14 protein-coding genes are annotated in these 18,604 nt (G+C 67.2%); 10 read left to right on the plus strand and 4 right to left on the minus strand.

The genetic code is table 11. The annotated features are described in order from the left end of the window. Nucleotides 1-4 precede the first annotated feature (4 nt). Complete coding sequence (ubiB, locus tag ACQY9P_RS07615; protein ID WP_421739852.1) at nt 5-1,513, minus strand: 2-polyprenylphenol 6-hydroxylase; 1,509 nt, start codon at nt 1,511-1,513, stop codon at nt 5-7. Nucleotides 1,514-1,516: 3 nt separating this feature from the next. Next, nucleotides 1,517-2,275: a class I SAM-dependent methyltransferase gene (locus tag ACQY9P_RS07620; protein ID WP_421739851.1), complete on the minus strand. Its 759-nt coding sequence runs from the start codon at nt 2,273-2,275 to the stop codon at nt 1,517-1,519. Between the two features lie 194 nt (nt 2,276-2,469). Between ACQY9P_RS07620 and mutM the strand changes: the two genes are divergently transcribed. The 5 genes from mutM (at nt 2,470) to dnaA (ending at nt 7,045) form a co-directional block, all read left to right on the plus strand. Beyond that, a complete protein-coding gene (gene mutM / locus ACQY9P_RS07625) occupies nt 2,470-3,333 on the plus strand; it encodes a bifunctional DNA-formamidopyrimidine glycosylase/DNA-(apurinic or apyrimidinic site) lyase (RefSeq protein ID WP_421739850.1) in 864 nt (287 codons plus the stop codon). Between the two features lie 70 nt (nt 3,334-3,403). Continuing rightward, nucleotides 3,404-3,835: a DUF6491 family protein gene (locus ACQY9P_RS07630; protein ID WP_421739849.1), complete on the plus strand. Its 432-nt coding sequence runs from the start codon at nt 3,404-3,406 to the stop codon at nt 3,833-3,835. A 132-nt stretch (nt 3,836-3,967) separates the two neighbouring features. Continuing rightward, nucleotides 3,968-4,756: an enoyl-CoA hydratase gene (locus tag ACQY9P_RS07635; RefSeq protein ID WP_421739848.1), complete on the plus strand. Its 789-nt coding sequence runs from the start codon at nt 3,968-3,970 to the stop codon at nt 4,754-4,756. A 148-nt stretch (nt 4,757-4,904) separates the two neighbouring features. Next, nucleotides 4,905-5,180, plus strand: a complete 276-nt coding sequence (rpsT, locus tag ACQY9P_RS07640) for a 30S ribosomal protein S20 (RefSeq protein ID WP_421739847.1) — start codon at nt 4,905-4,907, stop codon at nt 5,178-5,180. Between the two features lie 398 nt (nt 5,181-5,578). After that, the gene (gene dnaA / locus ACQY9P_RS07645) at nt 5,579-7,045 is read left to right on the plus strand and encodes a chromosomal replication initiator protein DnaA (RefSeq protein ID WP_421739846.1); all 1,467 of its coding nucleotides are present in this window, start codon (nt 5,579-5,581) and stop codon (nt 7,043-7,045) included. Between the two features lie 134 nt (nt 7,046-7,179). Here dnaA and ACQY9P_RS07650 read toward each other — a convergent pair whose 3' ends face one another. After that, complete coding sequence (locus ACQY9P_RS07650; RefSeq protein ID WP_421739845.1) at nt 7,180-7,797, minus strand: alpha-ketoglutarate-dependent dioxygenase AlkB; 618 nt, start codon at nt 7,795-7,797, stop codon at nt 7,180-7,182. A 93-nt stretch (nt 7,798-7,890) separates the two neighbouring features. Here ACQY9P_RS07650 and ACQY9P_RS07655 point away from each other — a divergent pair, with 93 nt between their 5' ends. From ACQY9P_RS07655 to dnaJ, 3 genes are all read left to right on the plus strand, one after another. Beyond that, a complete protein-coding gene (locus ACQY9P_RS07655; protein ID WP_421739844.1) occupies nt 7,891-10,548 on the plus strand; it encodes a M1 family metallopeptidase in 2,658 nt (885 codons plus the stop codon). Between the two features lie 333 nt (nt 10,549-10,881). After that, entirely contained in the window at nt 10,882-12,777 is a 1,896-nt protein-coding gene (dnaK, locus tag ACQY9P_RS07660) for a molecular chaperone DnaK (RefSeq protein WP_421739843.1), read from the plus strand. Between the two features lie 164 nt (nt 12,778-12,941). After that, a complete protein-coding gene (gene dnaJ / locus ACQY9P_RS07665; RefSeq protein WP_421739842.1) occupies nt 12,942-14,090 on the plus strand; it encodes a molecular chaperone DnaJ in 1,149 nt (382 codons plus the stop codon). Nucleotides 14,091-14,095: 5 nt separating this feature from the next. On the opposite strand, the gene ACQY9P_RS07670 is transcribed toward dnaJ, so the two are convergent. Next, nucleotides 14,096-14,599 carry an energy transducer TonB family protein gene (locus ACQY9P_RS07670; protein ID WP_421739841.1) on the minus strand — a complete coding sequence of 168 codons (504 nt, stop codon included), beginning with the start codon at nt 14,597-14,599 and terminating at the stop codon, nt 14,096-14,098. Between the two features lie 135 nt (nt 14,600-14,734). Between ACQY9P_RS07670 and rhuM the strand changes: the two genes are divergently transcribed. Both rhuM and mutS read left to right on the plus strand, forming a co-directional pair. Then, entirely contained in the window at nt 14,735-15,790 is a 1,056-nt protein-coding gene (gene rhuM, locus ACQY9P_RS07675) for a RhuM family protein (protein ID WP_421739840.1), read from the plus strand. Between the two features lie 46 nt (nt 15,791-15,836). Beyond that, nucleotides 15,837-18,551, plus strand: coding sequence for a DNA mismatch repair protein MutS (mutS, locus tag ACQY9P_RS07680; RefSeq protein WP_421739839.1), 2,715 nt, complete (start codon nt 15,837-15,839; stop codon nt 18,549-18,551). Nucleotides 18,552-18,604 lie beyond the last annotated feature (53 nt).

The raw sequence follows: 18,604 nt of genomic DNA on the forward strand, positions 1-18,604 counted from the left end.
CGCTCTAGCCGTACGCCAGGGCCCCGGCGGCGAAGGCCAGGATACCCACGGCCGCGCCGGCCGCGAACCAGGCCAGCGGGGTCATCGTCTTAGGCGGCGCGACCACCACCGCCGTCGCCGGCGGCGCCTCGGCCAGCCGCGCCAGGGCCCGGATCGCCTTCACAGCTTCGTCGGCGAAGTCGCGGACCTTGGCGGCGGGGGAAAGCTCGCGGGTGATCCAGCGGCGGACCACCGGATCGGCGGCGGCCCAGATGTCGTGGGCCGGGTCGATCCGGCGCGCCACGCCCTCGACGGTGACCATGGTCTTTTGCAGCAGGACAAGCTCGGGCCGCAGGGCCATCTCGAACAGGGCGGTGATCTCGAACAGCTGGGCCAGCAGTCTGCCCATCGACACCTCGCGGGCGTCGCGGCCGAAGATCGGCTCGCCCACGGCGCGCAGCGCCTGGGCGAAGGCGTCGACATCGTGGTGGGCGGGCACATAGCCGGCGTCGAAATGGATGCGGGCGATGCGGGCATAGTCGCGGTTCAGGAAGCCGAACAGGATCTCGGCCAGATATTTGCGCTCGCCGGGGCCCAGCCTGCCGATGATGCCGTAGTCGATCGCCACCACCCGGGCCGGGGCGTCGATGAACAGGTTGCCCTCGTGCAGGTCGGCGTGGAACAGGCCGTGGTCCAGGGCCTGGGCCAGAAAGCCGCGCGTGATGTTGTCGGCCAGAGCCTTGCGATCCAGACCCGGCAGCTCAAGCGACTGGGGATCGGACAACGGTACGCCGTCGGCCCAGGCCAGGGTCAGGACGCGCTTGCCGACTCCGTCCCAGAGCACCGAAGGGGCGGCCATATAGGCGTCCCGGGCCATCACCTCGCCCAGTTCGGCGCAGCCGGCGGCCTCGAAGCGGAGGTCCATTTCCAGGTCCAGCGCCCGGATCACCACCTCGACGAAGTCGCGGGGCTTGAGGCGGCGGGCCTCGGGAACCAGGCGCTCGGCCAGACCGGCGGCCAGCCGCAGCACGGCGCTGTCCTGGGCGACGCGACGCTCTATGCCGGGTCGCAGCACCTTGACCGCCACCTTGCGGCCGTCCAGCAACCAGGCCGGATGGGCCTGGGCTAGGGAGGCGGCGGCGACGGGCTCTTTGAGGGCTAAGAACAGGGTCTCGATCGGTCGGCCGAGATTGCGCTCGATCTCGGCGCGGGCGACCGCGAGCGGGAAGGGCGGCAGGCGGTCCTTCAGGCGCGACAGATCCTCGGCGAAGGACGCGCCGAAGATGTCGGCCCGGGTCGACAGGAACTGGCCCATCTTGATCGCGGCGGGGCCCAGGCCCTCCAGGGCGCCGGCCAGGCGCTGGCCCGGACGGCCCAGGCGGGCGCGAGGCCCGGAGAACAGGCGCAGGGCCCGCGCCGCCAGCCGAGCCGAGGGCGGCAGGATCGGATCCAGCTCGCGCGGGATCAGGGCGTCGGCCCGGATCAGGACCCAGCCCGCGCCGACAAGGCGCCAGAACGCGGACATTTGTCCCATGGACTAGACGGCCCAGCCCTGGTGCATCGCCGCGACGCCGCCGGTGAAGTTGGTGATGGTCACCCGCTTGAAGCCGGCGTTCTCCATCATCGCCGCGAAGGTCTTCTGGTCGGGGAAGCGGCGGATGCTCTCGACCAGGTATTGATAGGCCTCGCGATCCTTGGCCACCCATTCGCCGACCTGGGGGATGACCTTGAAGCTGTAGGCGTCATAGGCCTTGGCCAACGCTTCGGTCACGGGGCGCGAAAACTCCAGGCAGATGAAGCGGCCGCCGGGCTTCAGGACCCGGCGCGCCTCGCGCAGGGCCGCGTCGATATCGGTGACGTTGCGGATGCCGAACGAGATCACATAGGCGTCGGCGTAGGCGTCGGGTAGCGGCAGGGCCTGCGCGTCGCCGACCGTCCAGGTGATTTCTGGCTCGCCGCCCTTTTCGATGCCGGCGGCGATCATCTCGGCATTGTAGTCGATGATGTTGATCAGGGCGTCGGGGCCGCCCCGGCGCTCCTGCGCGCGTCGCGCCATCTTCGCGAAGCGGCGGGCCATGTCGCCGGTGCCGCCGGCGCAGTCGATGATCACCTCGCCCGGCTGCGGGTTCAGGCGCGCGGCGACGGCGTCCTTCCACAGGCGGTGGACGCCCCCGCTCATCAGGTCGTTCATCAGGTCGTAGTTCTTGGCGACGCGATCGAAGACCCCGCGCACCAGGCCGGCCTTCACCGAAGGATCGACGTCCTTGAAACCGAATGTGGCGGCAGGCTTGCTCATGACGTCTATCGACCAGGCTCTCTATATGCTGGATCGCTCATAGAGCCTGTCCGATGCAGATGGAACCATCCGCATCGGATAAACAGGCTCTACGATTTAAAGCGGGAGCGTGATGGCCGCCGAAACCGGCATCCACTTTCGGCTATCACGCTCTCGACCGCTCCCTGCGTCGCGTCACCTTCTTGAGGCCGCCCTTGCCCGAATTGCCCGAAGTCGAGACCGTCCGGCGCGGCCTTGAACCTGTCCTGAGCGGCGCCCGCCTGACCCGCGTGCGCGCCAACCGGCCCGACCTGCGCTTTCCCCTGCCCGACGGTTTCGTCCAGCGGCTGACAGGCGCCAGGATCCTGCGGCTGGACCGGCGGGCCAAATATCTGCTGGCCCCGCTGGATCGCGGCGACACCCTGGTGATGCATCTGGGCATGACCGGCCGGTTCGAGATCGCCGCCCCTGAGGGGACCATCCGTCCTGGCGACTTCGCCCGCGAGGTCAAGCCCGACGACAAGCACGCCCACGTCATCTTCGAGACCGAAGAGGGGGCGGTGGTCACCTATCACGACCCCCGGCGGTTCGGGTTCATGGACCTGATCGCCACCGACCGCGTCGATCGCCATCCGTGGTTCGCGACCATGGGCCCCGAACCGCTGGGCGAGGCCTTCGACGCCAGGACCCTGGTCAAGGCCTTCGCGGGCCGCAAGCAGGGCCCCAAGACCCTGCTGCTGGACCAGAAGACCGTCGCGGGCCTGGGCAATATCTATGTGTGCGAGGCCCTGCACCGCGCCCACATCTCGCCGTTCAAGCCGTCGGGGATGATCGCCGGCAAGCGGCTGGGGCCCCTGACCACCGCCATCAAGGAGGTCCTGGCCGAGGCCGTCGAGGTCGGCGGCTCCACACTCAAGGACTTCGCCGCCGCCGACGGGGCGCTAGGCTATTTCCAGCACCGATTCCGCGTCTATGACCGCGAGGGCGAGCCCTGCCCGACGCCGGGCTGCAAGGGGGTCGTCGCGCGGGAGGTCCAGGCGGGGCGGTCGACGTTCTTCTGTCCGGTGTGTCAGGTCTGAGGCCAGGCTCTTTCGCAATTGTCGATCTGTGGTTAGGCTCTCTCCAAACCAAAAGTTGTGAGGTCGCATCATGAAGCCTGCACTTTTCATCGGCGCCGCCCTGATGGCGTTCTCTTCCGTCCCGGCCATGGCGGACAACGGCCAGGTCTTCGACGAGCAGGCCCAGCTGCGGGCCTATTCGTCGACCATCCCGGCCGATGGGGCCAGGCGGTGCTTCAACGGCAAGTTCATCACTGGGGCGAACCGCGCGGGTGGGAAGACCCTCTATGTCCAGTCGACGCAGAGGATGATTTACCGGGTGCGGCTCGCGGAGGGTTGCGACGCCCTGCAATCCGCCGAGAAGGTGAGTCTGCGCGCGAACGGGGGCGATGTTGTCTGTTCAGGCGACGCCGCCGAGATGATCGCCCAGACAGCCGCCGGCCCCAAGCGATGCCGTGTCTCCGATGTACGGCGGCTGACGTCCGGTGAAGTGACGGCGCTGGCGACCGCGCCTCGGCGATAGCCGCGCAAGCCTCGCCGACCGGGCTCGATGATCGACGACGCGCGCGTCGTCGATATGCGAAACCCGCGCGCTCGGGGCTCCCTTTCGTGACGCGGCGCTCCTATAAAGCGACACATAGCAAGGAGCCTCCGCGTGGCCTACGAGACCCTGATCGTCGAAACCGCCCCCGAGGGGGCCGCCGGCGTCGTCCTGATCCGCCTGAACCGGCCCGAGGCGCTGAACGCCCTGAACGCGGCGCTGCTGGGTGAGCTGGGTCAGGCCCTGGCGGCGGCGGAGGCTGACGACAGCGTCGGGGCCATCGTGCTGACCGGCTCGGCCAAGGCCTTCGCGGCCGGCGCCGACATCAAGGAGATGTCGGACAAGTCGTATGCCGAGATGTTCAAGGCCGACTTCTTCACGGCCGGCGCCCGCGCTGTCGAGCAGTGCCGCAAGCCGATCATCGCCGCCGTGTCCGGCTACGCCCTCGGCGGCGGCTGCGAGCTGGCGATGATGTGCGACTTCATCATCGCCGCCGACACCGCCAAGTTCGGCCAGCCCGAGATCACCCTGGGCGTCTCGCCCGGCATCGGCGGCACCCAGCGGCTGACCCGCTTTGTCGGCAAGTCCAAGGCCATGGACATGATCCTGACGGGCCGGATGATGGGCGCCGAGGAGGCCGAGCGTTCGGGCCTGGTCAGCCGCGTGTTCCCGGCCGCCGACCTGATGACCGAGGTCCTGGCGATCGCGGGCAAGATCGCCGCCCAGTCGCCTCTGGCCGTGACCATGAACAAGGAGCTGGTCAACGCCGCCTATGAGACCACCCTGACCACGGGCGTGGCCCTGGAGCGGCGGCTGTTCCACTCGCTGTTCGCCTTCGAGGACCAGAAGGAAGGCATGGCGGCGTTCGTCGATAAACGTAAACCAACGTTCAAGGGCCGCTGAAGCCTGGGCGCGACAGCTCGTCGCACCCGTCGGCAAATCCTTCTCGACAGCCGTTGACCGATCTACCTGCTTCCCGTATATCCGCGCGCTCAAGATTTTCCCTGCTTCGCGGCTGTCCCGCGCGGCTGTCCGTTTGAAGGTCCTACCTATGGCCAATAATCCCGGCGCCAAGAAAGCGATCCGCAAGATCGCCCGCCGTACCGAGGTGAACACCGCGCGTCGTTCGCGCGTGCGCACCTTCCTTCGCAAGTTCGAAGATGCGATCTCGGCCGGTGATGTCGCCGTCGCCAAGGCCGCTTTCATCGAGGCTCAATCGGAGCTGATGCGCGCGGTTTCCAAGGGCGTGGTTCATCCGAACACGGGCTCTCGGAAGGTCTCGCGCCTGGCGGCCCGACTGAAGAAGCTGGACAAGGCCGCAGCCTAGTCCAGATTCTGGACGAACGCCGTTCGTCCAGCGAATTCAAGTATTTACGAAAGCCGGTTGGAGCAATCCAACCGGCTTTTGCTTTGCGCTCAACTGCACGCATTGTTCAAATAACAACGTCCGAAAAATTGCTGACTTAACTATTCCCTTGCCAGGCGAGGGGGTCTCGCGAGTCAACAGAAATATCCGCGATCGGACGCAAGTTTTCCGTTTGACCAGCAGGGGCCGCTGGCTAGTTTAAGGGTCTCAACGCTCTTCCAGTCCATGGATGAAACGGCGGCGGCGGAACCCTTGTGGCTGCCGATAGAGCACCCGTGTGCGTTGAGAAAACCGGTCGTTCGCCATGGGGGGCGGCGGCTGGCGTGCGGGCGGTGTTTTTTCGACGAGGCGGTGAACTGATGACAATCAAGGGCGGGGTGGCGAGCCAAGCGTTTTCGGCTGCGATTCCAGCGGTTGCCTGTGAACCGGCCGGCGGAGTCTGGCAAAAGGTGTGCGTGGCGCTGAAGCGTGAGCTGGGCGACGCGTCCTTCGGGTCCTGGATCGCGCCGGCGCTGCTGCGCGAAGGTCCTTCGGGCGACGTGGTTCTCGTGACCCCGACCGGGATCGCGCGCGACTGGATCCGTCGCGGCGCGTGGCGCCGGATCGGCGAGCTTTGGGCCGCCAATGATCCGATGGCGCGCCGTATCGACCTGAAGTCGCGACTGGAATTCGAAGCCTCGGCCGGTGCCTATGTCGACGTGGCCAAGGTCGAGCCGATCGAAATCGTCCTGCCCGTGTCCACCGACACGCCCAGCCTGGCCCCGGTTTCGACCGGCAAGCCCTCGCGCACCCAGGGCTTGCAGGAACGCTTCACGTTCGAGACCTTCGTCCCCGGCCCCGCCAATGAATTCGCCCACGCCGTGGCGCGCCGGGTGGCCAGTTGGGCCGACGGCCACTTCAATCCCGTCCTGTTCCACGGCCCGTACGGCTTTGGCAAAACCCACCTGCTCAACGCCCTGGCCTGGGAGGCCATGCGTCAGGCCCCGACCAAGCGCGTGGTCTATCTGACCGCCGAGCGCTTCCTGTCGACCTTCGTGCGCGCCGTGATGGATCGTCAGACGGCCGCCTTCAAGGAAGAGCTGCGGGCCGCCGACCTGCTGATCATCGACGACGTACACTTCATCGCCGGCAAGCAGTCGACCCAGGAAGAGCTGTTCCACACCCTGACCGCCCTGGTCGAGGAAGGCCGCCGCGTGGTGTTCTCGTCGGACCGTCCGCCCTCGGCCATGACCGAGATGGACGCCCACCTGCGCTCGCACCTGTCGGCGGGCCTGGTCTGCGGCCTGGAGCCGGCCGACCGCTCGCTGCGGATGGGCATCCTGGAGCGCAAGATCCAGACCCTGTCGGCCGGCTACGGCTCGGACCCGACCATGCGTCCCGACGTGCTGCAGTTCCTGGCCGACCGTTTCACCGACAGCGTCCGCGAGCTGGAAGGCGCGCTCAACACCCTGTCGGCCAGGGCTGGCGAGGGTCTGTCGCGCCTGACGCTGGACGAGGTGCAGGCCATCCTGCGTCCGCACCTGCGGTCGGGCGAGAAGCGCATCACCATCGACGACATCCAGAAAGCCACCGCCGACCACTACGGCATGAAACAGGCCGACCTGCTGAGCGAGCGGCGCAACCGCGCCATCGCCCGTCCGCGTCAGGCCGCCATGTGGCTGGCCAAGCAGCTGACGACCCGGTCGCTGCCCGACATCGGCCGTCGCTTCGGCGGTCGCGATCACACCACCGTGCTGCACGCCGTCCGTCGCATCGAGGCCCTGCGCATCGAGGACAGCACCCTGAACCACGACCTGGAGACCCTGACGCGCAAGCTGCGCGGCTAGAGCATTTTCCGATAAGTGTGAAACGGTTATCGGATCGCAAAGGGCTCTAGGTCCGCGCGGCGGAAGAGACCAGTTTCCGCTACGTCAGGTTCACGAAATGAGAAGGGCCGTCCGAAAGGGCGGTCCTTTTTCGTTCAGCCCGCCCGCGCCCGCCGCAGGGTCAGGTTGATCCGCCCGCCGCCTGGAACCAGGCTGGACGAGCCAGCGATCACCCGATCCACGCCGTGAAACGCCAGGCGCGCTGGGCCCGAGAGGCGGCAGACATCGCCTGAAGCCAGCTTCAGGCTTCGGGTCGGGTCCTTGCGTGAGGTCCCGCCGATCCGGAACACTGCGGTGTCGCCCAGAGAGATCGACAGCACCGGAAAGCGCGGATCGGCCTCGTCGCGGTCCTGGTGCAGGCCCATGCGGGCATCGCCGCGATAGAGGTTGATCAGACAGGCGTCCGGCGGCGTCTCCGGATCGCCCAGGGTCGCCCAGAGATCGAGCAGCGCCTGGGGCATCGGCGGCCAGGGGCGCGCCGTGCCCGGATGGCTGTCGGCGTAGCGATAGCCGCCCCGGTCGCTGATCCAGCCCAGGGGCCCAAAGCTGGTCATGCCGACGCTCATCGCCTTGCCCTGGGGCGTGCCATAGTGGGCGAAGGGCGCGATCTCGTCCGCTTCCAGCACGCGGGAGACGAGGGCGCGTTGAGCGTCGGCGTCCAGAAGGCCGGGCCAGAGGTCGAAACCGGGAACGACGGAGAGGGACTGGATCATTACCGATATTTAACGCGCCGGATCGAGGCGGAAGGTGTTGGTTTGCGCCGCCGGCCAGGGAGGCCGGGCGAATTTTTCAGTCCAGGGCCGAACATGCGTCATCTTTTGTCCTCCACGGCCGCCGCCGTCCTACTTCTCGCCGCTGCAGGGGCGCCAGTGGCGGCCTTGGCGGCGCCGGTCGTCAAGTCGGCCGCCTCGCCGACCGCCGCGACGGTGACCACCCAGCTGCCGCGCAATGTCCGTCCCTCGCACTATGACGTGGCCTTCACCCCCGACGCCGACAAGATGGCCTTCACGGCCAAGGTCAAGATCGCCATCGAGGTGATCGAGCCGACCGCGACCGTGACGCTGCAGGCCGCCGACCTGACCTTCGCCAAGGCCGAGATCGCCGGCGTCGGCGCGGCCGCCATCAAGACCGATGACGAGGCTCAGACCGCCAGCTTCACCTTCGCCAAGCCCCTGGCCAAGGGCAAGTACGTCCTGGCCATCGACTACAGCGGCAAGATCTACACCCAGGCGGCCGGCCTGTTCGCCCTCGACTACGAAACCGAGGCCGGCAAGAAGCGGGCGATCTACACCCAGTTCGAGAACTCCGACGCCCGCCGCTTCATTCCGTCGTGGGACGAGCCCTTCTACAAGGCCACCTTCAGCGTCGAGGCCACCGTGCCGACCGGCCAGATGGCGCTGGGCAACATGCCCATCGCCAAGACCACCGACCTGGGCAACGGGAAGAGCCTGGTGAAGTTCGCCACCTCGCCCAGGATGTCGACCTATCTGCTGTTCTTCGGGCTGGGCGAGTTCGATCGCGCCACGGTCAAGGCGGCCGGCGCCGATGTCGGCGTGGTCACCAAGAAAGGCGACACCGGCAAGGCCCAGTTCGCCCTCAAGGCGGCCGCCGACCTGCTGCCCTGGTACAATGACTATTTCGGCGTCCCCTATCCGCTGCCGGCCCTGGACAACATCGCCGCGCCCGGCCGCAGCCAGTTCTTCAGCGCGATGGAGAACTGGGGCGCGATCTTCTATTTCGAATACGCCCTGCTGCTGGACCCCAAGATCTCCAGCCAGACCGACAACCAGCGGGTCTTCACCACCGTGGCCCACGAAATGGCCCACCAGTGGTTCGGCGATCTGGTCACCATGGCCTGGTGGGATGACCTGTGGCTCAACGAAGGCTTCGCCTCGTGGATGGAAGGCCGGGCCACCGAGCATTTCCACCCTGAATGGAACAGCGCCCTGGCCGCCGTCGGCGGGCGCGAATACGCCATGAGCCTGGACGCCCTGCAGACCACCCACCCGGTGGTCCAGCACGTCGAGACCGTGGAACAGGCCAGCCAGGCCTTTGACGGCATCACTTACCAGAAGGGCGAGGCGGTCATCCGCATGCTGGAGGCCTATGTCGGCCCCGACGCCTGGCGGGCCGGGGTGCGCGCCTACATGAAGAAGCACGCCCACGGCAACACGGTCAGTGACGACCTGTGGCGGGAGATCGAGGCGTCCGCCGGCAAGCCGATCACCGACATCGCCCATGATTTCACCCTGCAGCCGGGCGTGCCGCTGATCACGGTGACCAATTCGACCTGCTCGGCCGGCAAGACCACTCTGGACCTGACCCAGGGCGAGTTCAGCAAGGACCTGCCCAACAAGACGCCGCTGGCCTGGCGCGTGCCGGTCACGGTCAAGGCTGTCGGCGGCGGCGAAGCCAAGACGCTCGTGACGGGCGGCAAGGGCTCGGTCACGGTCGACGGCTGCGGCCCGGTGATCGTCAATGCCGGCCAGAGCGGCTATTTCCGCACGCTGTACGGCCCGACCCGCTTCAGCGGCGTGGTGTCCAGCTTCGCCAAGCTGCCAGCCATCGACCAGTTGGGCGTGATGTCCGATGTCTGGTCGATGGGCCTGTCGGGTTACCAGCCCGCCACGGACTTCCTGGACCTGGCCAACGTCACCCCGGCCAGCGCCGATCCGCAGGTTCTGTCCAAGATCGCCGGCGTGTTTGAAACCATCGACGCCTATTATGAGGGCATGCCCGCCGAACGCGCCGCGTTCCGCAAGGTGGCGCTGGCCCGCCTGAATCCGCTGCTGGCGGCGGTGGGCTGGGCGCCCAAGGCCGGCGAGCCCGACACGGTAGCCATCCTGCGCGGCGAGCTGATCGGCGCCCTGGGCGGCATGGGTGACGCCGCGGTGGTCGCCGAGGCCAACCGTCGGTTCGCCGCCGACAGGACCGATCCGTCGGCCATCCCCGGTCCGCTGCGCAAGACGATCCTGGCGGTCGTCGCCGCCCACGCCGACGCCGCCACCTGGGACGCCATCCGCGCCCAGGCCCAGGCGGAGAAGACCCCGCTGATCCGCTCGCAGCTCTATTCGCTGCTGGCGGCGGCCGAGGACGAGGCCCTGGCCCGCAAGGCCCTGGAGCTGGCCCTGACCACCGAGCCGGGCGAGACCCTGTCGAGCACGATGATTTCGCGCGTCGCGGGCAATCACCCGGACATGGCCTTCGACTGGGCCGTCGCCAACAAGGACGCGGTCAACGGCAAGGTCGATTCCAGCTCGCGCACGCGGTTCATCCCGGGTCTGGGCGCCGGCTCGTCCAACCCGGCCACGGCCGAGAAAATCCGCGCCTATGCCGTCGCCAACCTGGCCGAGGGTTCGCGCAAGGAGGCCGAAAAGTCGGCCGCCTCGGTGATCAACCGCGCCAAGATCCGCCAGGATCGCCTGCCGGCGATCACGGAATGGGTCAAGAAGACCGGCGGCTGATCGCCCTATCCCAATGACCTGACGATGGCCGCGCCCCCAATACGCTCGGGGCGCGGCCATTTTCCGTTGTGCAGCTTGCAGATTCCCCTTCGGAAGATGAGGGAATGGGCTTGCGGGCCGGCGCGTATCCCCCATATCGGCTTCAAGCGGGGTTGACGGGCTCGTCAACTTCGAAGAACGCATTCTGCCCGCTCGACTTTCGTCGAGAGAGGTAGGATTGGATCAACCGTTAGGAAGTTCGACCAGACGGGGACGGAGCGAGAAAAACCGGGGCGCTTGCGTCTAAGGCCCTTGTCACCGCCGTCCGCCATTCAGGAGCGACAGGTTCGTATTATGAGCAAGATTATTGGTATCGACCTTGGCACCACGAATTCGTGCGTGGCCATCATGGACGGCAAGACCCCGAAGGTGATCGAGAACGCCGAAGGCGCTCGTACGACTCCGTCGGTCGTCGCATTCCTCGAGGACGGTGAGCGCCTGGTTGGCCAGCCCGCCAAGCGTCAGGCCGTGACCAACCCGACCAACACGCTGTTCGCGATCAAGCGCCTGATTGGCCGCAACGCGAGCGACCCGGTGGTCGAGAAGGACAAGGGCATGGTGCCCTACGACATCGTCAAGGGTCCGACCGGCGACGCCTGGGTCAAGGCCCAGGGCAAGGACTACTCGCCGCAGGAAGTGTCGGCCTTCATCCTGCAGAAGATGAAGGAAGCCGCCGAGACCCATCTGGGCGAACCGGTGACCAAGGCGGTCATCACGGTTCCGGCCTATTTCAACGACGCCCAGCGTCAGGCGACCAAGGACGCCGGCAAGATCGCCGGCCTGGAAGTCCTGCGCATCATCAACGAGCCGACCGCGGCCGCGCTCGCCTATGGCCTGGACAAGAACGACGGCAAGAAGATCGCCGTCTATGACCTGGGCGGCGGCACGTTCGACGTCTCGATCCTGGAAATCGGCGACGGCGTCTTCGAGGTGAAGTCGACCAACGGCGACACCTTCCTGGGCGGCGAGGACTTCGACCTGCGGATCGTCGACTACCTGGCCGACGAGTTCAAGAAGGAGCAGGGCGTCGACCTGCGCAAGGACAAGCTGGCTCTGCAGCGTCTGCGCGAAGAAGCGGAAAAGGCCAAGAAGGAGCTGTCCTCGACGGCTCAGTACGAGGTCAACCTGCCCTTCATCTCGATGAACGCGTCGGGCCCGCTGCACCTGAACATCAAGCTGTCGCGCTCCAAGCTCGAAGCCCTGGTGGAAGACCTGATCTCGCGCACCATCGGTCCGTGCGAACAGGCCCTGAAGGACGCCGGCCTCAAGAAGAGCGACATCGACGAAGTGATCCTGGTCGGCGGCATGAGCCGCATGCCCAAGGTTCAACAGGCGGTGCAGGACTTCTTCGGCCGCGAGCCGCACAAGGGCGTGAACCCTGACGAAGTCGTGGCCCTGGGCGCCGCCGTTCAGGCCGGCGTTCTGCAAGGCGACGTCAAGGACGTTCTGCTGCTGGACGTGACCCCGCTTACCCTGGGCATCGAGACCCTGGGCGGCGTGTTCACCCCGCTGATCGAGCGCAACACCACCATCCCGACCAAGCGCTCGCAGACCTTCTCGACCGCTGACGACAACCAGTCGGCCGTGACGATCCGCGCCTTCCAGGGCGAGCGGCCGATGGCCGTCGACAACAAGTTCCTGGGTCAGTTCGACCTGCAGGGCATTCCGCCGGCGCCGCGCGGCGTGCCGCAGATCGAGGTCACCTTCGACATCGACGCCAACGGCATCGTCAACGTCCACGCCAAGGACAAGGCGACCAACAAGGAGCACTCGATCCGCATTCAGGCCAATGGCGGCCTCTCCGACGCGGACATCGAGCGCATGGTCAAGGAAGCCGAGGCCAACAAGGCGTCGGACGAAAAGAAGAAGGCCCTCGTCGAGGCCAAGAACCAGGGCGAGGCCATCGTGCACTCGACCGAGAAGGCCTTCGCCGAACACGGCGACAAGGTCGGCCCGGCCGAGAAGGCCGCCATCGAGACCGGCCTGACCGATCTGAAGGCGGCCCTGGAAGGCGAAGACGTCGAGGCCATCTCGGCCAAGACCCAGGCGCTGATCCAGGCCTCGATGAAGCTGGGCGAGGCCATGTACGCCTCGCAACAGGGCTCGGACGGCGATGACGGCTCGGCCGCGGACGACGGTGTCGTCGACGCCGAGTTCGAGGAAGTCGACGACAACAAGCCGGCGAACTAAAGCTTCGCCATGCGCGCCCCGCGGAACGTTCTGGACTTGAGCGTTCCGCGGCGGCGATCGTGGGTTCCGCGCGCTTTTGACGCCTTGCGTCGAGCCCAGCGACATCCCACCTGCTTTCCTATCAACGCCTCTCCCGTGGGCCTTTTGGGCGCCAGACGCTGACGATGCGCGACTATTACGAAATTCTCGGTGTGGACCGATCCTGCGACGACGCGGGCCTGAAGTCCGCGTTCCGCAAGCTGGCCATGGAGCACCATCCCGACCGCAACGGCGGTTGCGAGGAGGCTGGCGGCCGCTTCAAGGAAATCAACGAGGCCTATTCGATCCTGTCGGATCCGCAGAAGCGCGCGGCCTATGACCGTTTCGGCCATGCCGGGGTCAACGGCCCGCAGGGCGGCGGTGGTCCGGGCGGCTTCGACGCCAGCGACATCTTCAGCGATGTGTTCGGCGACGTGTTCGGCGAGATGTTCGGCGGCGGCCGCCGTCCGTCCAACGGCCCCCAGCGCGGCCAGGACCTGCGCTACGATCTGGAGATCTCCCTTGAGCAGGCCTATGCCGGCGCCGAGGTCGAGATCCGCGTTCCCGCCGCCATCACCTGCGAGGTCTGCGACGGCTCGGGCGCCAAGCCCGGAACCAGCCCGACGGTCTGCGGCACCTGCGGCGGCGCGGGCCGCGTGCGGGCCACCCAGGGTTTCTTCGCCGTCGAGCGCGGCTGTCCGCGCTGCGGCGGGTCCGGTCGTCTGGTGCTGGACCCCTGCGCGACCTGCAACGGCCATGGCCAGGTGCGCCGCGAGCGCATCCTGTCGGTGCGTATCCCCGCCGGCGTCGATGACGGCGCCCGCATCCGTCTGGCCGGCGAAGGCGACGCGGGGGCCCGCGGCGGGCCGCGCGGCGACCTCTACATCTTCCTGTCGGTGATCCCGCACGAACTGTTCGAGCGGGACGGCCTGGACCTTCTGTGCACCGTGCCGGTGCCGATGACCGTGGCCGCCCTCGGCGGCGAGATCGACGCGCCCTGCCTGATGGGCGGCGAGGAATGCGACGGCACCTGCAAGATCCCGGTCAAGGTTCCCGAAGGCGCCCAGACCGGCAAGACCGTCCGCCTCAAGGGCAAGGGGATGCCGTCCCTGCGCAGCCGTCAGCGCGGCGACCTGGTGGTGGAGCTGTTCGTCGAGACCCCGACCCACCTCTCGGCCCGTCAGAAAGAGCTCCTCAAGGAGCTGGCCGGCCTGTGCGGCGAGAAACAGAATCCCAAGTCGGCAAACTTCGTCGGCAAGGCCAAGCGGTTCTGGGACGAGGTTACGGGTAGCTAGGGGGCTCAGCCTCTCCGGCCCGGCCTGCCTACGGCTGCGAAAAGGAGCGCCAGAAGCGCGAAAGCGATCGCCGCAAGGCCGACGATCAGCAGGATGTCGCCTGAATCCAGCGGCGTGGCCGGCAGTTCGACCTTTGGCTGGATGGTGGCCTCGGCCTTCCAGTTGCTTTCCGGAACCTGGAACACGACCGGGATCGTCACCTCGGCGGGTTTGCCCGCATAGCCTTCAGGCGGCGGCAGCATCCGGAATTTTTGCGACAAAGCGACAGCGGCTACGCCGAAGTCCTCGCCCATCGGGGTTTCCGAGATCACCTGGCAGTCACTCAGGCGGCCGTCATGGCCGACCGCGCACCTGATCACCGCCTTGCCTTCGATGTCATGGCGCTGGGCATGAGCGGGATAGGCCCATTCCATGTCGTCGCCGGATGGCTTTTCGATCCAGTCCGGCTTGTAGGGTCCCATGACGGCGGGCCGTTCCGGAATGGCGACGGCCGCTTTGGATGCAGACATGTTCAACCCCCAACCCAGGGGCGATCTGGCACGAAGTCTCGACGGTCGGCAATCGGTTCGCCGCGGGATTTTGATGTGGCGCTCAAATCAAGGTTGTTCTACTCTTGTTCTCGTTCGTTGATTGGGAACGCAGCCTTGCAACAAGACGACGCCGCGCCGGTGCGCCTCCTTGAGGATGTGGATACCGGTCACCGCTTCCTGATCTACGGGACGGAGCGCGGGCCCAGGGTTGAACTTCGCTATGACGGCGATGCGCTGTGGATGACCCAGGCGCAGATGGCGGCGCTGTTTGGCCGCGATGTCTCGGTGATATCTCGGCATATCGCCAACATCTTTGAAGAAGGTGAGTTGGCGGAAGAGAGCAATTTGCATTTTATGCAAATTGCTCGGTCGGCCAAGCCGGTCGCGCTCTACAGCCTCGATATGGTGATCTCGGTCGGCTACCGGGTCAGCTCCACTCAAGCCACGCTGTTTCGAAAATGGGCGACGAGCGTTCTCGTGCGGTTCGCGACCAAGGGCTTCGTGGTTGATGCGGATCGGCTGAAGAATCCGGAAGATCAGGATCGCGTCCGGGAACTGCGCGAGATCGTTCGCGACATCCGGGCCTCTGAAGCCAACGTCTATGCCGAACTCCGTCGGATCTGTGGTTTCTGTCAGGACTACGAGCCAAGCTCGCAAGTGGCGTCGGAGTTCTACCGCCGTATGCAAGCCAAGCTTCTGTATGCCGTCGTGAATCAGACGCCGTCTGAACTGCTCGCGTCGCGCGCGGACTCAAGCGAGCCCAATATGGGCCTTCAGTCATGGCCCAAGGACGATATCCGTCAGGCCGACGCCGTCGTCGCCAAGAACTATCTCGCGCCGGCCGAGCTGAGGGAGCTGAACCGACTGACGACGATCCTGTTGGACATCTTCGACGACCAGCTTGAGATCGGCAGATTGGTGCTGATGGATCAAGCGGCCCGGCTTCTTGATGAGCAACTTGCTAGCCTCAAGCGTGTCGTTCTCGATCACGGTGGTCGCATCCGGCACGATCAGGCTGAATCGAGGGCCAAGGCCGAGTATAGGAAGTTCGACGATGCTCGGAGGATCGCGCGGCGCGAAGAGGCTGATCGAACCCTGGCTGAACTTAAGAGAACCGACGCGACCCTGCCCAAGACGCGGCCATCACGAAACCGTCCCGAGAAACCTTAACGCCGCCCCTTAACGCGACGCGCGACGCTCTGTAGTTTCCCGGGCGATGAACGCCCCCGCTTCCCAGACCTTCCAGACCTTTGACGCCACCGGCGCCACGCCGGTGATGCAGCAGTTCTTCGAGATGAAGGCGCGGCAGCCCGACGCCCTGATCTTCTTCCGGATGGGCGATTTCTACGAGTTGTTCTTCGACGACGCCTACAAGGCCGCCGCCGCGCTCGGCATCTCCCAGACCTTTCGCGGCACCCATGCCGGCGAGCCGATCCCGATGGCGGGCGTGCCGCAGCACGCGGCCGAGGCCTATCTCTCCAAGCTGATCCGCCTGGGCTTCAAGGTCGCCGTCTGCGAGCAGATGGAAGATCCGGCCGAGGCCAAGAAGCGCGGCTCCAAGTCCGTGGTCCGCCGGGATATCGTGCGGGTGGTGACGCCGGGCACCCTGACCGAGGACGGCCTGCTGGACGCCCGGGGCGCCAACCGCCTGGCGGCCGTGGCCGTGCGCGCGGGGCAGGCGGCCGTGGCGTCGGTCGAGCTGTCGACTGGCGAGGTCGAGGTGTTCTCGGTCAGCAAGGACGGCGTCGCCGGCATCCTGGCGGCTCTGGCCCCTTCGGAAACCCTGGTCGCTGACCGGCTGCTGTCGGACGATGCCCTGTCCCAGACCCTGAAGATCTGCGGCGGCCTGGTGCAGCCCATGCCATCGGCCCTGTCGGAGCCCCAGGCGTCGGAGACTCGCGTGAAGCGGCTCTATGGCGTCGACACCCTGGACGGGTTCGGGGGACTGTCACCGGCCGAGATCGGGGCCCTGGGCCTGATCGCCGCCCACCTGGAAATGACCCAGGCCGGACGCCTGCCGGCCCTGCGCGCCCCGCGCCGGGCGGCCGACGCCGACGTCATGGCCATCGACCCAGCCACCCGCAACAGCCTGGAGATCGACCGCACCCAGACCGGCGGTCGCGAGGGCTCGCTGCTGGCCGCCATCGACCGCACGGTCAGCGCCGGCGGCGCCCGGATGCTGGCCTCGCGCCTGGCCCGGCCGCTGTTGGACCCCGCCGCCATCGACCAGCGCCTGGACGCCGTGGAGTGGTTCGTCGAGCACCGCGCCCTGCGCCAGCGCCTGCGCGAGGTGCTCAAGGGCTCCGGCGACATGGCCCGCGCCCTGTCGCGCCTGGCCCTGGGGCGCGGCGGTCCGCGCGACCTGGGCTGCATCCGCGACACGCTGAAGGTCGGCGAGCAACTGGCCGGCCTGGCGGGCGGGTCCAGCGATCCGCTGTCGCCGCCGCCGTTCGAGCTGGAACACGCCTTCATCGCCCTGACGCCGTCGCTGCATCCGGAACTGTCCAGTTTCCTGGCGGCGCTGGAGGCGGGTCTCGGTTCCGATCTGCCGGCCCTGGCCCGCGACGGCGGCTATGTCGCGTCCGGCGTGCTGGCCGAGCTGGATGAGGCCCGGGCCCTGCGCGACAACAGCCGCCGGGTGATCGCCACGCTGGAATCCCAGCTGGCCCTGGAAAGCGGCGTGCCGCTGAAGATCCGCCACAACGGCGTGCTGGGCTATTTCGTCGAGGCCACGGCCGGCAAGGCCGATCCTCTGTTCCAGCCGCCGCTGAGCGCCACCTTCATCCACCGCCAGACCCTGGCCAACCAGGTGCGCTTCACCACCGTGGAGCTGGCTGATCTGGACGCCCGCATCGCCCAGGCCGCCGAGCGCGTGCTGGCCATGGAGATCGCCGCCTTCGAGACCTGGCGCGAGATGGCCCGGCTGATGGCCGACGCCATCCAGATCGCCGCCGAGGCCCTGGCGCGCCTGGATGTCGCCGCCGCCCTGGCCGAGTGGGCCGAGGATGGCAAGGCCGTGCGTCCGATCGTCGACCGCTCTTTGGCCTTCGAGGCCCAGGCCGCCCGTCACCCGGTGGTGGAAGCCGCCGTCAAGCGGGCCGGCGATCCCTACACCCCCAATGACTGCCGCCTGGACGCGGCCGGCGAGGTGGGCGCGCGCCTGTCGATCGTCACCGGTCCCAACATGGCTGGTAAGTCGACCTTCCTGCGCCAGAACGCCCTGCTGGCCATCCTGGCCCAGTCCGGCTGCTTCGTGCCCGCCGCCAGTTTCCGGCTGGGCGTGGTCGACCGATTGTTCAGCCGCGTCGGCGCGGGCGACGACCTGGCGCGGGGCCGCTCGACCTTCATGATGGAGATGGTCGAGACCGCCGCCATCCTCACCCAGGCCGGGCCGCGCAGTCTGGTGATCCTGGATGAGATCGGCCGGGGCACGGCCACCTATGACGGCCTGGCCATCGCCTGGGCCTGCGCCGAGGCCCTGCACGACACCAACCGCTGCCGGGCCCTGTTCGCCACCCACTATCACGAGCTGGCGACCCTGGAGGAACGGCTGGACCACGTCTCCAACCTGTCCCTGCGGGCCAAGGAATGGAACGGGGACCTCGTCTTCCTGCACGAGGCCGCCGCCGGTCCCGCCGACCGCTCGTACGGCGTGCAGGTGGCCAAGCTGGCCGGGGTGCCCGGACCGGTCGTGGCCCGCGCCCGCGAGGTGCTGGATCGCCTGGAGACCAAGGACGAATCACCGGCCCGTCTGGACGATCTGCCGCTGTTCGCCATGAGCCAGGCCGTCCAGGCGCCCGCCCAGATGCATGCCAAACCGGCGCCCAGCGCCGTCGACGCGGCGCTGAAGGATCTGGATGTGGACGGAATGTCGCCTCGGGAAGCGCTTGAAGCGCTATATCGCCTTAAGGGTCTCCTCAGGACCTCGTGATCTATAGTCAGAGCGTGATGGTCGCCGAAACCGGCTCCCGCTTTTGGCTATCG

Source organism: Caulobacter sp., from assembly GCF_965279145.1.
Classification (GTDB): Bacteria; Pseudomonadota; Alphaproteobacteria; order Caulobacterales; family Caulobacteraceae; genus Caulobacter.